This window comes from Halomonas marinisediminis (assembly GCF_004347715.1).
Taxonomy (GTDB): Bacteria; Pseudomonadota; Gammaproteobacteria; order Pseudomonadales; family Halomonadaceae; genus Halomonas; species Halomonas icarae.
The window spans coordinates 35,549-54,636 of record NZ_SLTR01000017.1; the positions used below are offsets into that span (position 1 = coordinate 35,549).

At 64.1% G+C, this 19,088-nt stretch carries 17 protein-coding genes and 8 tRNA genes; 4 read left to right on the forward strand and 21 right to left on the reverse strand.

The window, feature by feature from the left end; genetic code table 11:
• Window positions 1–22: 22 nt before the first annotated feature.
• The 9 genes from E0702_RS12355 to rnr form a co-directional block, all read right to left on the reverse strand.
• On the reverse strand, window positions 23–325 hold the full coding sequence (locus tag E0702_RS12355) for a DUF6482 family protein (RefSeq protein WP_132044286.1): 303 nt from the start codon (window positions 323–325) through the stop codon (window positions 23–25).
• Window positions 326–443: 118 nt separating this feature from the next.
• Window positions 444–737 carry a hypothetical protein gene (locus tag E0702_RS12360; RefSeq protein WP_132044288.1) on the reverse strand — a complete coding sequence of 98 codons (294 nt, stop codon included), beginning with the start codon at window positions 735–737 and terminating at the stop codon, window positions 444–446.
• Window positions 738–815: 78 nt separating this feature from the next.
• A complete protein-coding gene (gene dnaB, locus E0702_RS12365; RefSeq protein WP_132044290.1) occupies window positions 816–2,204 on the reverse strand; it encodes a replicative DNA helicase in 1,389 nt (462 codons plus the stop codon).
• A 137-nt stretch (window positions 2,205–2,341) separates the two neighbouring features.
• Window positions 2,342–2,788: a 50S ribosomal protein L9 gene (gene rplI / locus E0702_RS12370; protein ID WP_132044292.1), complete on the reverse strand. Its 447-nt coding sequence runs from the start codon at window positions 2,786–2,788 to the stop codon at window positions 2,342–2,344.
• 15 nt (window positions 2,789–2,803) lie between these two features.
• Window positions 2,804–3,655, reverse strand: a complete 852-nt coding sequence (locus E0702_RS12375; RefSeq protein ID WP_132044294.1) for a hypothetical protein — start codon at window positions 3,653–3,655, stop codon at window positions 2,804–2,806.
• Window positions 3,656–3,667: 12 nt separating this feature from the next.
• Window positions 3,668–3,895 carry a 30S ribosomal protein S18 gene (gene rpsR, locus E0702_RS12380; RefSeq protein ID WP_027960188.1) on the reverse strand — a complete coding sequence of 76 codons (228 nt, stop codon included), beginning with the start codon at window positions 3,893–3,895 and terminating at the stop codon, window positions 3,668–3,670.
• A gap of 33 nt (window positions 3,896–3,928) precedes the next feature.
• Window positions 3,929–4,312, reverse strand: coding sequence for a 30S ribosomal protein S6 (gene rpsF, locus E0702_RS12385; protein ID WP_132044296.1), 384 nt, complete (start codon window positions 4,310–4,312; stop codon window positions 3,929–3,931).
• Between the two features lie 195 nt (window positions 4,313–4,507).
• On the reverse strand, window positions 4,508–5,332 hold the full coding sequence (rlmB, locus tag E0702_RS12390) for a 23S rRNA (guanosine(2251)-2'-O)-methyltransferase RlmB (protein ID WP_132044298.1): 825 nt from the start codon (window positions 5,330–5,332) through the stop codon (window positions 4,508–4,510).
• A 53-nt stretch (window positions 5,333–5,385) separates the two neighbouring features.
• Complete coding sequence (gene rnr / locus E0702_RS12395) at window positions 5,386–7,836, reverse strand: ribonuclease R (protein ID WP_132044300.1); 2,451 nt, start codon at window positions 7,834–7,836, stop codon at window positions 5,386–5,388.
• 223 nt (window positions 7,837–8,059) lie between these two features.
• Between rnr and E0702_RS12400 the strand changes: the two genes are divergently transcribed.
• The 3 genes from E0702_RS12400 (at window position 8,060) to E0702_RS12410 (ending at window position 8,391) form a co-directional block, all read left to right on the forward strand.
• Window positions 8,060–8,146: transfer RNA gene (locus E0702_RS12400), tRNA-Leu, on the forward strand.
• A 33-nt stretch (window positions 8,147–8,179) separates the two neighbouring features.
• Window positions 8,180–8,266: transfer RNA gene (locus E0702_RS12405), tRNA-Leu, on the forward strand.
• A 38-nt stretch (window positions 8,267–8,304) separates the two neighbouring features.
• Window positions 8,305–8,391 (forward strand) — tRNA-Leu (locus E0702_RS12410).
• A gap of 88 nt (window positions 8,392–8,479) precedes the next feature.
• On the opposite strand, the gene E0702_RS12415 is transcribed toward E0702_RS12410, so the two are convergent.
• Both E0702_RS12415 and E0702_RS12420 read right to left on the reverse strand, forming a co-directional pair.
• Window positions 8,480–9,337 (reverse strand): DNA/RNA non-specific endonuclease, encoded by an 858-nt coding sequence (locus tag E0702_RS12415; RefSeq protein ID WP_202597224.1) that lies wholly within the window; start codon window positions 9,335–9,337, stop codon window positions 8,480–8,482.
• A gap of 72 nt (window positions 9,338–9,409) precedes the next feature.
• The gene (locus tag E0702_RS12420; RefSeq protein ID WP_132044351.1) at window positions 9,410–9,685 is read right to left on the reverse strand and encodes an Lrp/AsnC family transcriptional regulator; all 276 of its coding nucleotides are present in this window, start codon (window positions 9,683–9,685) and stop codon (window positions 9,410–9,412) included.
• A gap of 302 nt (window positions 9,686–9,987) precedes the next feature.
• Here E0702_RS12420 and E0702_RS12425 point away from each other — a divergent pair, with 302 nt between their 5' ends.
• Window positions 9,988–10,302, forward strand: coding sequence for a high-potential iron-sulfur protein (locus tag E0702_RS12425; RefSeq protein ID WP_132044302.1), 315 nt, complete (start codon window positions 9,988–9,990; stop codon window positions 10,300–10,302).
• Between the two features lie 145 nt (window positions 10,303–10,447).
• On the opposite strand, the gene E0702_RS12430 is transcribed toward E0702_RS12425, so the two are convergent.
• The 10 genes from E0702_RS12430 to E0702_RS12475 form a co-directional block, all read right to left on the reverse strand.
• Entirely contained in the window at window positions 10,448–12,007 is a 1,560-nt protein-coding gene (locus E0702_RS12430; RefSeq protein WP_132044304.1) for a SpoVR family protein, read from the reverse strand.
• 9 nt (window positions 12,008–12,016) lie between these two features.
• Window positions 12,017–13,303: a YeaH/YhbH family protein gene (locus tag E0702_RS12435; protein ID WP_132044306.1), complete on the reverse strand. Its 1,287-nt coding sequence runs from the start codon at window positions 13,301–13,303 to the stop codon at window positions 12,017–12,019.
• Window positions 13,304–13,353: 50 nt separating this feature from the next.
• The gene (locus E0702_RS12440) at window positions 13,354–15,276 is read right to left on the reverse strand and encodes a PrkA family serine protein kinase (protein ID WP_132044308.1); all 1,923 of its coding nucleotides are present in this window, start codon (window positions 15,274–15,276) and stop codon (window positions 13,354–13,356) included.
• A 233-nt stretch (window positions 15,277–15,509) separates the two neighbouring features.
• Window positions 15,510–17,552: an NADPH-dependent 2,4-dienoyl-CoA reductase gene (locus E0702_RS12445; protein ID WP_132044353.1), complete on the reverse strand. Its 2,043-nt coding sequence runs from the start codon at window positions 17,550–17,552 to the stop codon at window positions 15,510–15,512.
• A gap of 225 nt (window positions 17,553–17,777) precedes the next feature.
• Window positions 17,778–17,854, reverse strand: a tRNA-Asp gene (locus E0702_RS12450).
• Window positions 17,855–17,857: 3 nt separating this feature from the next.
• Window positions 17,858–17,934 (reverse strand) — tRNA-Val (locus E0702_RS12455).
• Window positions 17,935–17,983: 49 nt separating this feature from the next.
• Window positions 17,984–18,060: transfer RNA gene (locus E0702_RS12460), tRNA-Asp, on the reverse strand.
• A gap of 29 nt (window positions 18,061–18,089) precedes the next feature.
• Window positions 18,090–18,166 (reverse strand) — tRNA-Asp (locus E0702_RS12465).
• A 38-nt stretch (window positions 18,167–18,204) separates the two neighbouring features.
• Window positions 18,205–18,280, reverse strand: a tRNA-Val gene (locus tag E0702_RS12470).
• 51 nt (window positions 18,281–18,331) lie between these two features.
• Window positions 18,332–19,069: an alpha/beta family hydrolase gene (locus E0702_RS12475; protein ID WP_240721734.1), complete on the reverse strand. Its 738-nt coding sequence runs from the start codon at window positions 19,067–19,069 to the stop codon at window positions 18,332–18,334.
• Window positions 19,070–19,088: the final 19 nt, after the last annotated feature.

The window sequence follows — 19,088 nt, forward strand, 5'->3', positions numbered from 1 at the left end:
GGGCCCTGTTCGCGAGGGCGGCTCAGAACACCAGCGGCATGCGTGAGGTCAGCGGCTCCTGATAGTGAGTCTCGCGACCGATCACTTCATCGTGGGGCACCTGCTGCACCAGGTAGGCACGGTGGATACCGGCACGCTTGAGCTCCACGTAGACATCTTCCAGCGAACGGAAGAGCACCGGCTTGCCCTTACGGGTCAGCATATGACGCTGCCCCTCGATATCTTCCAGCTCCACTTGATAGAAGCGGCTGCCGGCATGGCCGATGACGCGAATCTCGTAGTTGTCGTGATGGGCCGCGAAGGCCTTTAACTCGTGAAATTCCATGGATCCCTCCAGGTATTTTATCGTTGAAGTTCCTGGCAGCCTGACACCCACGGATGACACCGGGGTGACGACCGCATGTCAAGGATATGACACCGGCATCCCTGGCGAGTTCCGCAAGCTATTGATAATCTGAGGGATCAATCGCCTTTCCCAGGGAGTTTCGGTCGACCCACTTGCCGGCCTTGGTCTCCTTGTAGCGAAATACCACTCTATCACCGACGACCACCGGAAGCTCGGCATCCTCGGTCTGGTAGCTGTAGGTCTCGCCCTCCACTACCAGCTGGTAGCGGTAGAGGTCGGGCATGCCCAGCCACTCCTTGAACGGGCCTTCGCGCTCCACGGACTGAAGCTCGCCGCGCGCCTCCAGCTTGGGTGCACGCTGTCGATTACCGCGCCGAAATCCACCTGCCATGCTGCCTCCTGGCTATGCTAACTGAAAGGGTGGGCATTATACGGGCCCCTCGTCACGGCTCAAGCCGAGAGGCCGAGCCTATTCGCCGAAGCCATCGCCATAGCTGTCCGGCGCCAGGTCCTCGAAGCGGGTATAGCGGCCGATAAATGCCATATGTACCGTGCCGATGGGACCATTACGCTGCTTGCCGATGATCAGCTCGGCGAGCCCCTGATTGTCGGGGTTGTCAGGATTATAGACCTCGTCGCGATAGACGAAGGCGATCACGTCGGCATCCTGCTCGATGGCGCCACTCTCGCGCAGGTCCGACATCACCGGACGCTTGTTGGGTCGCTGCTCAAGGGAGCGGTTGAGCTGGGAGAGAGCCACCACTGGACAGCCAAACTCCTTGGCCAGCCCCTTGAGCGAGCGGGATATCTCTGAGATCTCGCCGGTGCGGTTCTCGGAGAAGCCGGGGATCTGCATCAGCTGCAGATAGTCGATCATCACCAGCCCGACATTGCCATGCTCCCGGACCACGCGCCGAATACGCGAACGCATCTCGTTGGGTGACAGCGCCGCGGTATCATCGATGAACAGCTGCTTGTCCTTGAGCAGGTTGACCGCCGAGGTCAGGCGCGGCCAGTCCTCATCCTCCAGCTGGCCCGTCCGCACCCGTGTCTGGTCGATGCGCCCCAGCGAAGAGAGCATGCGCAGCATCAGGGCATCGGCGGGCATCTCCATGGAGAACACCATCACCGGCTTTTCGCTGGAGATGACCGCATGCTCCACCAGATTCATGGCGAAGGTCGTCTTGCCCATGGAGGGGCGCCCGGCAATGATCACCAGATCCGAGGGTTGCAGGCCCGAGGTCATCTCATCCAGGTCTCGGAAACCGGTGGAGAGACCGGTCATCTCGCCCTGCATGTTGAACAGTTCGTCGATGCGGTCCACCGCTTTGGCGAGCAGCTCGCTCATGCCGATGGGACCACCCGACTTGGGCCGCTCCTCGCTGATCTGGAAGACCAGTCGCTCTGCCTCGTCGACCAGCTCATTCGCCGGTCTCCCCTGGGGGCTGAAGGCGCCATCGGCGATCTGGCTGGCGGCACGGATCAACTTGCGCAGCGTGGCCCGCTCACGAACGATATCGGCATAGGCGCGGATATTGCTGGCCGAAGGCGTGTTGCGGGCCAGCTCCGCCAGCGTCGCCAGGCCGCCCACGGTATCGAGCTGGTCGCGCCCCTCCAGCGCCTCGGAGAGCGTCACCACGTCCAGCGGCCGCGCCGACTCGGCCAGTTCGGCCATGACATTGAAGATCATCCGATGTTCGTAACGGTAGAAGTCGTCGGCCACCAGGCGGTCGGCGACATTGTCCCAGGCCTGGTTATCGAGCATCAGTCCGCCCAGCACCGACTGCTCCGCCTCCAGCGAGTGGGGCGGCACCTTGAGGGCGGCGGTTTCCTGGTCGTGCTCGAGCATCTCTGACATGGCGGTCTTCACCCTGGGCATTGCGGGGTCGCCATTCTACCCCAGTCAGGCGACGCGCCCCATGACTCTTCCCCCCAACGCGACGAGGGGCGCGAGGATCTCTCCTCGCGCCCCTCGTCGGTGGCGGCCGCCTGAACTTATTCGGCCACTACCACCACGCGCACGGTGGCTTCGACTTCGGCATGCAGGCGCAGCTGAATGTCGTACTCGCCGACGGCACGGATCGGACCTTCCGGCATGCGCACTTCGCTCTTGGCCACATCGATGCCGGCAGACGCGATGGCGTCGGCCAGGTCGCGGGGGCCAATGGAGCCGAACAGCTTGCCTTCATCGCCGGACTTGGCGACCAGGGAGAGTTCGATCTCGTTGAGCTGTGCGGCGCGCTCCTCGGCCTCGGCCTTGCGCTCGGCGGCCTGGGCCTCGAGCTCGGCACGCTGGGCCTCGAAGGCCTCGATGTTGTCCTTGGTGGCCGGCACGGCAAGACCGTAAGGCACCAGGTAGTTGCGGCCGTAGCCGGGCTTGACGGTCACCTGGTCACCCAGGCCACCCAGCTTGCCAATGTTGTCGAGCAGAATGACTTCCATCTCGTAAACCTCTTGTCAGTTACGGCTGGCCAGGCGCCCGCGAATGTCCGCGAAGACGTCGATAGCGGCCAGCAGCAGCACGATCAGAATCATGGGCCATGTAGTGATCAGCAGCAGGTAGAAGACGACCAGCCACAGCCCGTTCATCCCTTTAAATCCGATAAATCCATGCACCAGGGCGATGCCGGCGACCAGCAGCGGTACCCACAGCAGCATGCCCAGGCCGGGCAGCCCCAGCACGGCACCGATCACGCCGAGCGCCACCAGCATGGCCAGTTCGGCAGGCCTCAGGCGCAGGGCGTGGAACTCCTCGCGGAATCCACCGGGGTTATAGAGCCCCGCCTGCCAGCTACGCGCCAGGGCCAGGCAGCCGACGGCGGCGATCAGCACGATAAGCCCGGTGACGCCACCGATCAGCAATCCCGCCAGCTGCTCGGTATCGAGCCCCTGACTGCCCAGCTCGTTGAGCAGGCGCCCCACCTCGGGAGAGGCCTGACGCAGCTGGTCGAGCAGCTCTCCGGTGCCTCCGGGCGGCAGGAAGATCCCCAGCTGGATCATCGCCGCGCCAGCCAGGGCACCGGCGATCAGCGCCTCGCTCCAGCGCAGGCGAGAGCGCAGCACCACCGCCATCAGGGTCACCAGCAGCACGCTGGCCAGGGGGATGACATCCCCCTGCACCCACCACCAGCCCGAAGGCACGGCGGCAGCCACGATCACCGGTAGCGCCGGGGAGAGGCCTCGACGCAGGGTGACCAGGGCCGCGATGGCGGCCCCCAGCCAGAACAGCCAGGGAATCAGGGTGGCCACGACAGCCCCGCCGATGGCGTGGGGCGTGCCGCGCATCACCCAGCGGGCGATCGTCAGCATCTTGCCGCTGGCTTACTGGTGGCTATCGGAGTAGGGCAGCAGCGCCAGGTAGCGCGAGCGCTTGACGGCGGTCGCCAGCTGACGCTGGTAGCGGGCCTTGGTACCGGTGATACGGCTGGGAACGATCTTGCCGGTCTCGGTGATGTAGGCCTTGAGGGTGTCCAGATCCTTGTAGTCGATCTGCTTCACGCCCTCGGCGGTGAAACGGCAGAACTTGCGGCGACGGAAAAAGCGTGCCATGTAAAGACTCCTTCAGACGTGCGATGGGGGGTATCAGGCGGACTCGGCGCGAGGCTTCTCGTCGCGAGGCTTCTCGTCGCGACGTGCACGCTTCTCTTCCACCGGCTTCATCATCGGCGAGGCCTCGGTGATGGCTTCGTTGCAGCGCACCACCAGGCTACGGATGATGGCGTCGTTGAAGCGGAAGATGTTCTCGATCTCGTCGAGGGTCTCGCCGCTGCACTCGACGTTCATCAGCACGTAGTGAGCCTTGTGGATCTTGTTGATCGGGTAGGCCAGGTGACGACGGCCCCAATCCTCCAGGCGATGCACGGTGCCGCCGTTCTCGGTAACGAGGCCGGTATAGCGCTCGACCATGGCCGGAACCTGCTCGCTCTGGTCCGGATGGACCATGAACACGATTTCATAATGACGCATGGGATCTCCTTGCGGTTTGGCAGCTTCCTCGGGAGGTCTTGGCTCCGGGGAAGCAAGGAGGTGATAGAAAAAAACACGAATGCCCGCTCGATGGACGAACGGGCGCAGGCATTCTAAAGAGTACGCGCCTCGCGCGCAAGCGGGGAATCGGCTTGCCGCTCCCGGCACTCGAGTCGGTACCGGGGTTCTTAGCAATTATGGCTTATGGCTTATGGCTCCAGGCGAAGCCTGGCGGCGCTGGCGCACCACCTCGAAGAGGCTGATCCCGGTGGCAACCGAGACATTGAGACTGGATACCGTACCGGCCATGGGCAGCTTGACCAACTGATCACAGGCCTCACGTGTCAGGCGGCGCATGCCCTTGCCCTCGGCCCCCATGACCAGTGCCGTGGCCCCGGTCAGGTCGACCTCGAATACCAGCGACTCCGCCTCACCGGCAGTACCGGTCACCCAGACGCCCAGCGACTTGAGCCTGGCCAGGGCGCGGGCAAGATTGGTGACCTGGTAGACCGGCACGCTCTCGGCGGCACCACAGGCCACCTTGCGTACCGTGGCATTGAGCGGTGCGGCCTTGTCCTTCGGCACGATCACCCCATGCACCCCGGCGGCATCGGCGCTGCGCAGGCAGGCGCCAAAGTTGTGCACATCGGTGATGCCATCGAGCACCAGCAGCAGCGGGGGCGTCGCATGGGGCCACGCTTCCAGGCGGAACCACAGCGCATTCTCGGCCTCGAACGCCAACGGCTTGGTGAAGGCAACGACGCCCTGGTGGGCGGCCCCCTGGGCCAGGCGGTCCAGCTCGTCACGCGGACGTGACTGGATGCGGGCACCGCCACCTCGGGCGGTCTCTACCAGCTCGGCGAGGCGCGCCTCCGCGCCGCCCTGCTGCACCCATAGCTCGCGAGGTATTTCACCACGCTCGATCAGCGCACGCACGGCATGCACACCGAATACCGCCTCCAGGCCACCGGGCGTCGCCGGCTTGCCAGCGGCGGGCCGCTGTGATCGCTTCTGCTTCATGTCTCTCGCTTCATTGCGGGTCACACGGCGGACCCGAGGGTCCGCCACGGAATTCAGCGCCGCGAACGGCGCCGACGGTTGCCGCTGCGCTTGCGGCCATCGCCCTTGTCGGACTTGTCGTTTTTGGCGGATTCGCCCCCCTTGCCGGAGGTCTCGCCAGACGAGGCCTCGGCCTTGGGTGGCTTGCCGCCGGCGCTGGCGCGCCCCTTGGCGGGGGCATCATCTACCGCACGGCGACGGCGCGGCGCCCGCTTGGGACGCGGCTGCTCATCGGCCAGGGCGAAATCGATCTTGCGATCATCCAGGTCGACGCGAGCCACCTGCACGGTGACACCGTCGCCGAGACGGTAGCTCATGCCACTGCGCTCGCCCTTGAGGCGGTGCTTCTCAGGCTCGTAGTGGTAGTAGTCCGAGGGCAGCGACGTGACATGCACCAGCCCCTCGACATAGACCTCATCGAGCCGCACGAAGATGCCGAACTGGGTCACCGACGCGATGGTGCCGTCGAAGATCTCGCCGAGCTTGTCGGACATGAACTCGCACTTGAGCCAGTCCTCGACGTCGCGTGTGGCGTCATCGGCGCGACGCTCGGTCATCGAGCAGTGCTCGCCGAGCTCGAGCATCTGCTCGAAGGTATAGGGCGCCCACTTGCTGGGCGGCTCCACCGGGGCCCCCTCGGCTCTCAGCACGGTGTTGGTCTGGCGCGGTCCGCGAATCACCGAGCGAATGGCACGGTGCACGATCAGGTCCGGATAGCGACGGATCGGCGAGGTGAAGTGGGCATAGGCCGGGTAAGCCAGGCCGAAGTGCCCATCGTTCTGGGGTGAGTAAATCGCCCGACTCATGGAGCGCAGCATCACCGTCTGGATGACATCGGTGTCGGGGCGCCCCTTGATGGCCTCGGCCAGGTCGCGGTAGTCCTGGGGGCTCGGATCATCGCCGCCGCCCAGGGTCAGGCCAAGCTCGCTGAGAAACAGGCGCAGCTTGTCGAGACGCTCCGGCGAGGGCTGCTCGTGGATACGATAGAGGGCCGGCAGATCATGCTTGTCGAGGAAGCGCGCCGTGGCCACGTTAGCCGCCAGCATGCACTCCTCGATGATCTTGTGGGCATCGTTGCGCGAGCGCGGCACGATCTTCTCGATCTTGCGCTCGTCGTTGAAGACGATGGCCGTCTCGGTGGTCTCGAAGTCGATGGCTCCTCGCTCCACCCGCGCCTCGCGCAGCAGCCGGTAGAGGGCATGCAGGTTCTTCAGCGAAGGCACGAGCTCGCGGTACTCCTCGCGCAGGGCCTCCCCCTCCTGCCCCTCATCGTCGAGGATCGCCGCCACCTTGTTGTAGGTCAGGCGTGCATGGGACTGGAACACCGCCTCGTAGAAGCGGTAACGGCTGATGGCGCCGCTCTGGGAGATATTCATCTCGCAGACCAGGGCGAGGCGGTCGACCGCGGGATTGAGCGAACAGAGCCCGTTGGAGAGCAGCTCCGGCAGCATCGGCACGACCTGCCCCGGGAAGTAGACCGAGTTGCCGCGGCGGATCGCCTCCTGGTCCAGGGCACTGCCTGGGCGCACATAGTGGGAGACGTCGGCGATGGCCACCAGCAGCTTCCAGCTGCCGGACTTGGTCTTCCAGGCGCAGACGGCGTCATCGAAGTCCTTGGCGGTCTCGTCATCGATGGTCACCAGCGGCACGTCACGCAGATCGATACGGCTCTGCTTGTCCACCTCGGCAACCTCTGCGGACATGCTGGCGATCTGGTCGTGGACCTCAGGCGGAAACTCGGCGGGAATCTCGTAGCTGCGAATGGCGATATCGATCTCCATGCCGGGATCCATGCGCTCACCCAGCACCTCTACCACCTCGCCGACCGGCTGCACCCGCGTCTCGGGCTGCTTGACGATATGCGCCGACACCACCTGGCCATCCTTCGCTCCGCCGCAGGCGCTGTGTGGGATGATCACCTCCTGGGTGATGCGCGGATTCTCGGGGATCAACACGCCGAACTCGGGAGTATTCTCGCGGTAGACACCAACGATGGACTGGGTATTGCGAGCCAGCACCTCGGCGATGGTGGCCTCGTCGCGACCGCGGCGATCGCGTCCGCTGACGCGCACCAGCACCTGATCGCCGTGGAAAACCCGCCGCATCTGCCGCGGCGGCAGCATCAGGTCGGGCTTCTTGCCGTCGTCACGTAGCACGAAGCCGAAGCCGTCGCGGTGACCCAGCACCTTGCCCTTGATCAGGTCGAGCTTGTCGATCAGTGCATAGGCTCGCGCACGATTGCGCAGCACCTGACCATCGCGCTCCATGGCCGCCAGCCGGCGGCGCACCGCCTCCTGCAGATCCTCATCCTCAAGGCCGAGCAGCTGGCTCATCTTTTCGTGGGTAAGCGGCTTGCCAGCCTCCTCCAGGCGGGCGAGCAGATATTCGCGGCTGGGAGCTGGCTTGTCATACTTGTGGGCTTCACGTTCCGCGTGCGGATCGTCGCTGAGCGTCCAATGAGTCATGCGCGGTGCATCCTTGGCAGGGTCGGGGACGACATGAGTAAGCTGGCGCTCGGGCGCCACGGGAACGGGGTACTGCTTAGGGGTTCATTGATCATGGCCGCAGTATAGCGCCGCAGGCGCGGTCACCCAACCTCGATGAACCGGGCTGTGTGGGAAAAAATTGCCGCAGCTCCCCTATTCCCTCTTGCAAACCGGCACAATTCGGGTAGTATACGCGTCGCCTGCCCAGATGGCGGAATTGGTAGACGCGCTAGCTTCAGGTGCTAGTGTCCTTACGGACGTGGAGGTTCAAGTCCTCTTCTGGGCACCATTGCTCTTTATACAGTACGACTCGCTCGTGTTCGCCCAGGTGGCGGAATTGGTAGACGCGCTAGCTTCAGGTGCTAGTGTCCTTACGGACGTGGAGGTTCAAGTCCTCTCCTGGGCACCATCCTTCGGGAAGCCCGAACACGACGAGATGCATGATGCGCCCAGGTGGCGGAATTGGTAGACGCGCTAGCTTCAGGTGCTAGTATCCTTACGGATGTGGAGGTTCAAGTCCTCTCCTGGGCACCATTCATATCGCGTCATGCAGGTTAGAGCAGGCAAGATCATCGAGGAACCGCGACACTGAATCGCGGTTTTTTTGTATCTATATAACACGCTATTCGAAGCGCCCGGGGCGGTTTGCCACCTCCTCCAGCCCCCAGCCACGGGTATCGACCCTCCCCTCCAGCACTTTCGCAGCCGACTCGGGAAGCCTGGGAAAGAAGTCGAGTCCGGTACGCGCCTCGATGGCGTCGATGCTTACCAGATAGTCGCCCAATGACTCGTCGCCGCGCACCCCCTGGGGCATCACGAAGGCCAGGGCGCGGGGCCTTTCGCCGGGCACCACGATAATCTTGTAGAAGGCCTCGGGGATCTCCACGAAACCGACCCGATTGAGCACGTTATCGAGGAAGCGTTCGGGGAAAATCGGCCCGGTAATGACTTGCACCGCACCAAAGCGTGGCACGAAATGATCCATCACCACCTCTTCGAGGCGCTGCCAGAGGCGTCGATTGAGATCGGGCCGCTGGGGCGTCATGTTGCTCATGTAGAAGGTGTCGTGCTGGGCGTCGCGACCATGCACCGCGGCAATGGCGTAGTTGGGTGCCAGGTGCCCACGATCGAAGCCGCTGCCGGCGTAGTGGTTGGTGCCGATCGGCCACAGGGTACGCCAGTCTCGGCGAAATGCCGGGCGCGGTCCCGACTCGGGGCTTTCGACCGCCTGAAGTCGATAGCTGGCCCACAGCGGATTGACCCGCAGGTCGGACCAGCCGACCAGGAAGCCATCATTGCGCAGCACGCGATGAAAGCCGGTGAGTGATGGCTCCTGCCACTCGGGCACCCCCATCCACACCAACGAGTCGCGCAGCTCACGCTCCTGGAGATGCCAGAGGCCGCCCCCCACGACCACGAACAGCAGACTGACGGCGAAACGCCGCAGCGGACGGCGGCGCAACAGAGAGGAACGACTCATCCGTGAAAGGCTTTCCTGTTGATGAAGTGAGTGACGGGTGGCGCCCTCCATAACGGCGCCTGGCCGGCGCGACTACCAGCCCAGCGAGAACATGGTCTCCAGGTCGTGGCGGGAGTGCACCTGCATGGCGTTGAGCGTCTCCGTCTCCCGGATGCCCTCCACGGCATTGAGGCGCCCGGTCACCAGCTCGGCCAGGCTCTCGAAGTCACGCGTGCGCGCGATGGCCACCAGGTCATAGCGGCCACAGGTGGAGTAGACCTCACTGACCCCTTCGACGTCGGCCAGGCGCTCGGCCACCGACTTGACCTGCCCCTTCTCGGTATTGATCAGGATCACGGCATTCTGCATCGGGCTCTCTCCGGATGTCGCCACGCGGGCGGAGATGGGCGGCGGGCAGCCATCGAAACTGCCCGGGTTCTCGGATCGAGTATACCAGCGCCGGTGAGCGCGAAGCATCACCCTCTGATTGGCGCCCCTGGCGACGCGACAAGTCGTCGCAGCGCACCGTTCGCATACCGGGGTCGCCTTGACTATGATGACGAGGCGAACCCTGCCGACAGGCGACTGTCGGATTCCTAGAGGTGGAACACCACCCGAGAATAGCGGGCCCTGGCCCGTCCGTGTCTGGCAACGTGATACAAGGAGATTCCATGGCTAACCACAGCCGTCGTGACTTCATGCGCCATAGCCTGATGGGCATGGCTGCCCTCCCCCTGGGAGCCGGCATCCTCTCCAGCCGCGCCTTTGCCCAGGACCTGCCGCCGCTGGACCCCTCCAACGAGCAGGCCCAGGCGCTCAACTACGTCAAGGACGCCAGCGAAGCTGCCGACCATCCGGCCTATGAGGAAGGCGAAAAGTGCAGCAACTGCATGTTCTTCCAGGCTGACAGCCAAGGTTGCCAGCTGTTCCCCCAGAACAGCGTCGAGCCGGCGGGCTGGTGCCAGTCCTGGACCGCCCAGAGCTGATGTCCGAGCGGCATCCGCCGCCACCCGCCACAGCGAGGACCCGCGCCACGGCGCGGGTTCTGTTATATATAAGCTGTATATAGCCTGTCTACGCGGGCTACCTGTCTCCCATCAGCGTGCCACATGCCAGCACCATGACCGGCCATCAGCCCCCGTTGCCGCCCTCCTCATCCGCCAGTGGCCACTGGTAACGCCGCACCACCCGCTCATCCTGAACCGACTCGAGACGCACCGGGAAGCCCCACAGCTGATGCAGATGACGGATCACCGGATAGACGCTGCGCGCCAGCGGTCGGCGATCATCCTGGACATGATGCAGGGTCAGCGAACGGTCGCCACGAATATCCGCGGAGTAGACCTGGATATTGGGCTCGCGTACGGCCAATGCGTAGTGGGCCGCCAGCGCGTCGCGGATGCGCTGATAACCACGCTCGTCGTGGATCGCCGCCACCTCCAGCATCTCCTCCTGATCGTCGTCGACCACCATGAACAGCTTGAGATCGCGAATTACCTTGGGCGACAGGAACTGCTGGATAAAGGACTCGTCCTTGAAGTTCTGCATGGCGAACTCCAGGGTTTCCCGCCAGTCGCTGCCGGCGATATCGGGGAACCAGCGACGATCCTCCTCGGTGGGATCCTCGCAGAGGCGCCGAAGATCGCTGAACATGGCAAAGCCCAGGGCATAGGGGTTGATGCCGCTGTACCAGGGGGCATCGAAGGAGGGCTGCTGAACCACCGCCGTATGCGACTGCAGAAACTCGAGCATCAACCCCTCATCCACCGCGCCTTCGTCAAAGAGTCGGTTCATCAGGGTGTAGTGCCAGAAGGTGGCCCAGCCCTCGTTCATTACCTGGGTCTGGCGCTGGGGATAGAAGTACTGCGCCAGCTTGCGCACGATACGCACCACTTCCCGCTGCCACGGCGCCAGCAGCGGCGCGTTCTTCTCGATGAAGTAGAGCAGATTCTCCTGAGGCTCGGATGGATAGCGACCGCCGGCATGCAGACCGAGTGGATCCTCCTCGTCATCCATCATCCCCGGCAGGCGATCCTCCTGGGCGCGCCCGGGGATGGTGCGCCACAGGGTGTTGACCTGAGCCTGCAGAAGCTCCTCGCGCTCCTTCTGGCGACGCACCTCCTCCTCGGCGGAGATCGGCGACGGCCGCTTGTAGCGATCGACCCCATAGTTCTGCAGGGCGTGGCAGGCGTCCAGCAGCTGCTCCACCGCCGCCACGCCGTGGCGCTCCTCGCACTCGGCGACATACTTTCGAGCGAACACCAGGTAGTCGATGATCGAGGCGGCGTCGGTCCAGGTACGAAACAGGTAGTTGCCCTTGAAGAAGGAGTTGTGGCCATAGCAGGCGTGGGCCATCACCAGTACCTGCATCATCAGGGTGTTCTCTTCCATCAGATAGGCGATACAGGGGTCGGAATTGATCACCAGCTCATAGGCAAGGCCCATCTGGCCACGGCGGTAGGCCTGCTCCACGGCCAGGAACTGCTTGCCGAAGGACCAGTGGTGATAGCCCACCGGCATGCCCACACTGGCGTAGGCATCCATCATCTGCTCGGAGGTGATGACCTCGATCTGGTTGGGATAGGTGTCGAGACGATACTCGTCCGCCAGCCGCGCGATCTCTCGCTCGAATTCGGCGAGTACCTCGAAGTTCCAGTCGGACCCCGTGGCGATGGGCTTGCGTCGGGTCATCTTGCCTCCTCAGCCGCCGGCGACGCGGCGCTTGAAAAGCTCGCGAAACACCGGATAGATATCTCCGGCCTCGACGATCTGGCGCATGGCGAAACGCGCCGGGAACTCGGCCGCCACGCTCTCGTACTCCTCCCACAGCGCCTGGTGCGCGTGAGGGGTGATCTCCACATAGGTGAAGTACTGCAGGCGCGGCATCAACTTCTTGACCAGCAGATCACGGCAGGCCACCGAGTCATCGTCCCAGTTATCACCGTCCGAGGCCTGGGCCACGTAGAGGTTCCACTGCCCCGGCGGGTAACGCTCGGCAATGATCTCGTCCACCAGCGTCAGCGCACTGGAGACGATGGTGCCGCCGGTCTCCCGCGAGTAGAAGAACTCCTCCTCGTCGACCTCCCTAGCGGCGGTGTGGTGGCGCACGAAGACCAGCTCGACCTTCTCGTAGTTGCGCTCGAGAAACAGATAGAGCAGCAGGAAGAAGCGCTTGGCAATATCCTTGTGGGATTGGGTCATGGAGCCGGAGACATCCATGACGCAGAACATGACGGCCTTGCTGGAGGGCTGGGGCTGGTTGACCAGGTGGTTGTAGCGAAGGTCATAGGTGTCGATGAAGGGTACCGACTCGAGGCGCTTCTCGAGACGCTCCACCTCCTCCTTCAGCTCGGCGATGCGCACCGGATTGCGCATCACCGGATCCTTGCGCTCCTCGATCTCCAGCGCCTCACGGGCCTCACGCAGGGCACGACGAATCGGTGCGCGCATGGCGATGCGCCGAGCGTGGGCCTCGCGCATGGAGCGCACGATATTGATCCGTGCGGGCACACCCTCCCTGGAGACCCCCGCGCGCACCGGGCGCACCTCGTCGAGGTCCACCAGCGCCTTGCGCTCCAGGTGGGGCAGTTCCAGGCCATCGAAGACGAAGTCGAGGAACTCATCCCGGGAGAGGGTAAAGGCGAACTCGTCCACGCCCTCACCATGGTTCGAGGCACCACCCTCACCGGCCCCATCACCGCCACCGCCGCCACCCGGGCGCTGCAGACGATCCCCCTCCACAAACTCCTTGTTGCCGGGGGCGATGATGCGCCGCTTGCCACCGGAGCCGTGCTGGAATACCGGCTCCGAGATATCACGCGCGGGAATCGAGACCTTCTCTCCGCGCTCCATGTCGGTGATCGAGCGCCGATTGACCGCCTCCTCCACCGAGCGCTTGATGTGCGTGCGATAACGGTCGAGAAAGCGCTGCCGATTGACCGCACTCTTGTGCTTGGCATTCGCCCGCCGGTCGATGAAGTAGCTCATGGCAACTCTCCTGCGCGCCGCGGGGACTCGCCCCACGACGCGGCGTCGGGCTACTGGGACTTGCGCACCCGCAGATACCACTCTGACAGCAGGCGCACCTGCTTTTCGGTATAGCCACGCTCCACCATGCGCGCCACGAAGTCCTCATGCTTCTTCTGGTCGGCGCTTGAGGCCTTGGCGTTGAAGGAGATCACCGGCAGCAGCTCTTCGGTATTGGCGAACATCTTGTGCTCGATCACCCCGCGCAGCTTCTCGTAGGACTGCCAGCTGGGGTTCATGCCATTGTTCTGGGCACGTGCCCGCAGCACGAAGTTGACCACCTCGTGACGGAAGTCCTTGGGATTGGAGATCCCCGCCGGCTTCTCGATCTTCTCCAGCTCCTCGTTGAGGGCCTGGCGATCGAGGAACTCACCGGTCTCGGGGTCGCGGTACTCCTGATCCTGGATCCAGAAGTCGGCGTAGGTCACATAGCGGTCGAAGATGTTCTGACCATACTCGGAGTAGGACTCGAGGTAGGCGGTCTGGATCTCCTTGCCGATGAAGTCCACGTAGCGAGGCGCCAGGAACTCCTTGATAAAGCGCAGATAGCGCTGGAAGGTCTCGCTCGGCAGCTGCTCCTGCTCCAGGCGCTGCTCCAGCACGTAGAGCAGATGCACCGGGTTGGCAGCCACCTCCAGAGTATCGAAGTTGAACACCTTGGAGAGGATCTTGAAGGCGAAACGGGTCGAGAGTCCATCCATCCCCTCGTCGACCCCGGCGGCATCGCGATACTCCTGGATCGACTTGGCCTTGGGGTCGGTGTCCTTGAGGTTCTCGCCATCGTAGACCCGCATCTTGGAGTAGATGCTGGAGTTTTCCGGCTCCTTGAGCCGCGACAGCACCGAGAACTGCGCCAGCATCCGCAGGGTGTCCGGTGCACAGGGCGCCTCTGCCAGTGACGAGTGCTCCAGCAGCTTCCTGTAGATGCTGATCTCCTCGGAGACCCGCAGACAGTAGGGAACCTTGACGATATAGACGCGATCCAGGAAGGCCTCGTTGTTGCGGTTATTGCGAAAGGTCTGCCACTCGCTCTCGTTGGAGTGGGCCAGCACCACCCCCTCGAAGGGGATCGCCCCCATGCCTTCGGTCGGATTGTAGTTGCTCTCCTGGGTGGCGGTCAGCAGCGGATGCAGCACCTTGATCGGCGCCTTGAACATCTCGACGAACTCCATCAGCCCCTGGTTGGCTCGACAGAGCCCCCCGGAGAAGCTGTAGGCATCGGGATCATCCTGGGAATAGAGCTCGAGCTGGCGGATGTCCACCTTGCCCACCAGCGAAGAGATGTCCTGGTTGTTCTCGTCACCGGGCTCGGTCTTGGAGATGGCGATCTGATTGAGTCGCGACGGGTAGAGTCGCACCACCCTGAACTGGCTGATATCACCGCCGTACTCCCTGAGCCGCTTGGCCGCCCAGGGCGACATCACGCTCTTAAGATAGCGACGGGGAACACCATACTCCTTCTCCAGCAGCTCGCCATCCTCCTCCGGCGAGAACAGCCCCAGCGGCGACTCGTAGACCGGCGAGTCCTTGATGGCATAGAAGGGCACCTTCTCCATCAACAGCTTGAGTCGCTCGGCCAGCGATGACTTGCCCCCACCTACCGGACCCAGCAGGTAGAGGATCTGCTTGCGCTCCTCCAACCCCTGGGCGGCATGACGAAAGTAGGCGACGATCTGCTCGATGGCCTCCTCCATGCCGTAGAACTCTGCAAAGGCCGGGTAGCGGCGAATCACCTTGTTGGAGAAGATGCGAGACAACCGCGGATCCTTCGCCGTGTCGATGACCTCCGGCTCGCCGATCGCCTGAAGCATGCGCTCGGCGGACGAGGCATAGGCCAGCGGGTCATCGCGGCATAGCTCCAGATACTCCTGCAGGTTCATCTCTTCCTGCTGGACGCGGGCGAAACGATTCTGGACATGGTCAAAGATGCTCATCGATGCCTCCTTAAGCCCGATGGCTCGGCGCCGACTCTTTGGCGCTCGAGAACTGGGTCACTCACAGCGTAGACAGGCGGGTTTCGACACAACGGATAGTGAGTCAACGTTCCGCTTACTCTTATGAACGCTAGGGAGTGCAGAGGGTTCGATGGCATGGCGTCCAGTCATTCAACGCAGCGGGCCTGTCGCCTCGATGGCGACAGGCCCGCGGAGGGTCGACCAGGCGGCTCTCAGAGTTCGGCGGCCACTCGCGTGCCCTGGTCGATGGCACGCTTGGCATCGAGCTCGCCGGGCTCGAAGGCACCACCGACCAGATGCACCGCCACTCCGGCATCGCGCAGCGGCGCGTAGAGATCACGCACCGGCTCCTGGCCGGCGCAGACCACCACCGTATCGACCGCCAGCAGGCGCGACTGGCCCTCATGCCGGATATGCAGTCCGGCATCATCGATGCGCAGATACTCGCAACCAGCCAGGCTCTCCACGCCTCGCTGCCGCAGCGATGCCCGATGCACCCAGCCGGTGGTCTTGCCGAGCCCCTTGCCCGGCTTGGAGCGCTTGCGCTGGAGCAGGAAGACCTGGCGCGGCACGTCGGGGCGCTCTGGCGACCTGAGCCCACCCGGCGTCGAAACGGAGAGGTCCACGCCCCACTCCCTGCACCAGGCGTCACGATCCAGGGAGGGCTGTCCGACATGAGTCAACAGCTCCGCCACGTCGAAGCCGATCCCCCCCGCACCGATGATCGCGACTCGCGCCCCCACCCGCTCGGGGTGCAGGATCGCCTCAGGGTAACCCATCACCTTGGGGTGCTCGCTGCCCGGCAGCTCGAGCCGACGAGGGCGCACACCGCTGGCCATCACCACCGCATCGAAGTCGCGCAGCGCTGCCACATCCGCCTCGCAGTTGAGCCGCAGCTGCACGCCGTGCTTGTCCAGCATCACCCGAAAGTAGCGCAGGGTCTCGTCGAACTCCTCCTTGCCGGGAATCTGGCGGGCATAGTGGAACTGACCGCCCAGCTCGGGGCTTCGCTCGAAGAGCGTCACCCGATGGCCACGCTGGGCCGCGGTCAGCGCCGCTGCCAGGCCCGCCGGCCCGCCGCCGGCCACGCCGATGCGCCGCGGCGTGGTCGCCGGCTCGATGACCAGTTCGGTTTCATGGCCGGCCCGCGGATTGACCAGGCAGGAGGTCGGCTTGCCCTCGAAGGTATGATCCAGGCAGGCCTGATTGCAGGCGATGCAGGTGTTGATCTCGTCGCTGCGCCCCGCCGCGGCCTTGCTGACCCAGGCCGGATCGGCGAGAAAGGGTCGCGCCATGCTGACCATGTCGGCATGGTCTTCGGCCAACACCCGTTCGGCGACCTCCGGCATATTGATGCGGTTGGTGGTGATCAAGGGCAGGGAGACCGCGCCCCTCAGTCGTCGGGTCACCTCGGTGAACGCCGCCCGGGGCACGCTGGTGACGATGGTCGGCACCCTGGCCTCATGCCAGCCGATGCCGGTATTGAGGGCGTCGGCGCCGGCGGCCTCGAGCGCCCTGGCCAGGGCCACCACCTCGTCATGGGTGCTGCCCTCCTCGACCAGGTCGATCATGGAGAGCCGGAAGATGACCGCGAAATCCGCCCCCACCGCCGCGCGAATGCGCCGCATGATCTCCAGCGGGAAGCGAATCCGGTTCTCGAAGCCCCCCCCCCACTCATCGTCGCGATGATTGGTTCGCCGGCAGATAAACTGATTGATCAGGTAGCCTTCCGAGCCCATCACCTCCACACCATCGTAACCCGCCTGTCTGGCGAGGGTGGCACAGCGGACATAGTCGTCGATCTGGCGCTCCACCTCATCGCTGCCCAGCGCCCGAGGGGCAAAGGGGTTGATGGGCGCCTGAATCGCCGAAGGCGCCACCAGCTCCGGGGTATAGGCATAGCGGCCGGCATGCAGGATCTGCATGCAGATCCGCCCCCCCTCACCATGCACCGCCTCTATTACCCGACGGTGATCCTCCAGCTGCGCCTCATGCTCGAGGGTCGCCGCCCCCTGAAAGACGGCGCCCTCCGAGTTGGGGGCGATGCCTCCGGTCACGATCAGCCCGACACCCTCTCGGGCGCGCTCGGCATAGAAGGTCGCCAGGCGCTCGAAGCCGTTCGGCCTCTCCTCCAGATTGGTGTGCATGGAACCCATCAGCACCCTATTCGGCAGGGTCAGGTGACCCAGCCGCAGGGGCCGAAAGAGGTGGGGGTAAGCGGCCACGGCGACTCTCCTCTGTTGTTGGCATAACATCTTGTTGTTGGCATGACACTGCATCGGGAGCACCCACGACAAGCAGGGCTCGAGCGCAGCGGTCGAATTCAAACAACTGTATGACAGTTGAGGCTCGAGAGGAAGACGCGGACAGGGGAGCTACAGATGGCGGGCCGAAGTGAAGCTACTGAAGTGACGTTATAGTAGGCTGGAACGACGAAGCCCCGGGCGCTGGGCTCGGGGCTTCTGAATTCGTGGCGATAATGGCGGACCGGACGGGACTCGAACCCGCGACCTCCGGCGTGACAGGCCGGCATTCTAACCAACTGAACTACCGGTCCGCGTGGTGGGTGATACCGGATTCGAACCAGTGACCCCCAGCATGTGAGGCTGGTGCTCTAACCAACTGAGCTAATCACCCACGTAAATCGCACTATATACTGCACTTGCTTGAAACTGTCGGGCCTTGATGGCGGACCGGACGGGACTCGAACCCGCGACCTCCGGCGTGACAGGCCGGCATTCTAACCAACTGAACTACCGGTCCGCAACAGGACTGACTGACTGGAAACACGTTGGCGGACCGGACGGGACTCGAACCCGCGACCTCCGGCGTGACAGGCCGGCATTCTAACCAACTGAACTACCGGTCCGCTGCGTGTTGCCTACGTAATCGGGACTGCCGAGGCAGTGGTGGGTGGTACTGGGTTCGAACCAGTGACCCCCAGCTTGTAAGGCTGGTGCTCTCCCAACTGAGCTAACCACCCCCGGTACGTGGCGCTGCATTCTACAGAGGCCGGCCCGAATGTCAACGCCTTTTATCGAACGGCGTCGACTCCACCATGCCCATCCATAAAGCCGGCGATGGCGGCGGCGGCCGTCTCGATCAACCGCACCTGGGTCGTGCCGCTGGCGCGCCGTGGCTTCCAGTCATGGTCGCCATCCTCCAGCCAGTGCAGGCGTGCCGCCTCGGGTAGCGCATAGCCTGCCACCTCCTCACGGGTGCCGAAGGGGTCACGACTGCCCTGCACCACCAGGGTCGGGCAGGCGAGTTGCGGCCAGTGATCGAGGCGCAGCCGCTCGGGTTTGCCGGGCGGGTGGAAGGGGTAACCACAGAGTACCAGCCCCGGGGCGCCATCGCGGGCGGCGAGCAGGCTGGCTACTCGTCCCCCCATGGACTTGCCACCCAGCCACAGCGGTGGCAGCTCGGGGTGTGACAGAAGGTCGCACCAGGCCGCCATCTCCTCCACCAGGGTGTTCATTCCCGGTGGCGGGCGACGACGCCCTTCGCGACGCATCCGCTGAAGGTAGCCGAACTCGATGGCCAGGGTCTGGACACCGGCCACGGCAAGACCTTCGCGCAGCCGTTGTAGAAACGTGGAATCCTGGCCTGCGCAGGCGCCATGGGCCATCAGCAGACGACCGATGCGCGCCTCGCCCCGCACCTCCAGCGGCCCCTCCGGCAGCTGCCACAGGCCGCAATCACCTTTCAGTAGACGCTCGCGACACTCGGACGAAGCCATCGCCACGGCCTGCTGATGGATGAACTCTGACACAAGATCTCCTTTACAAGTT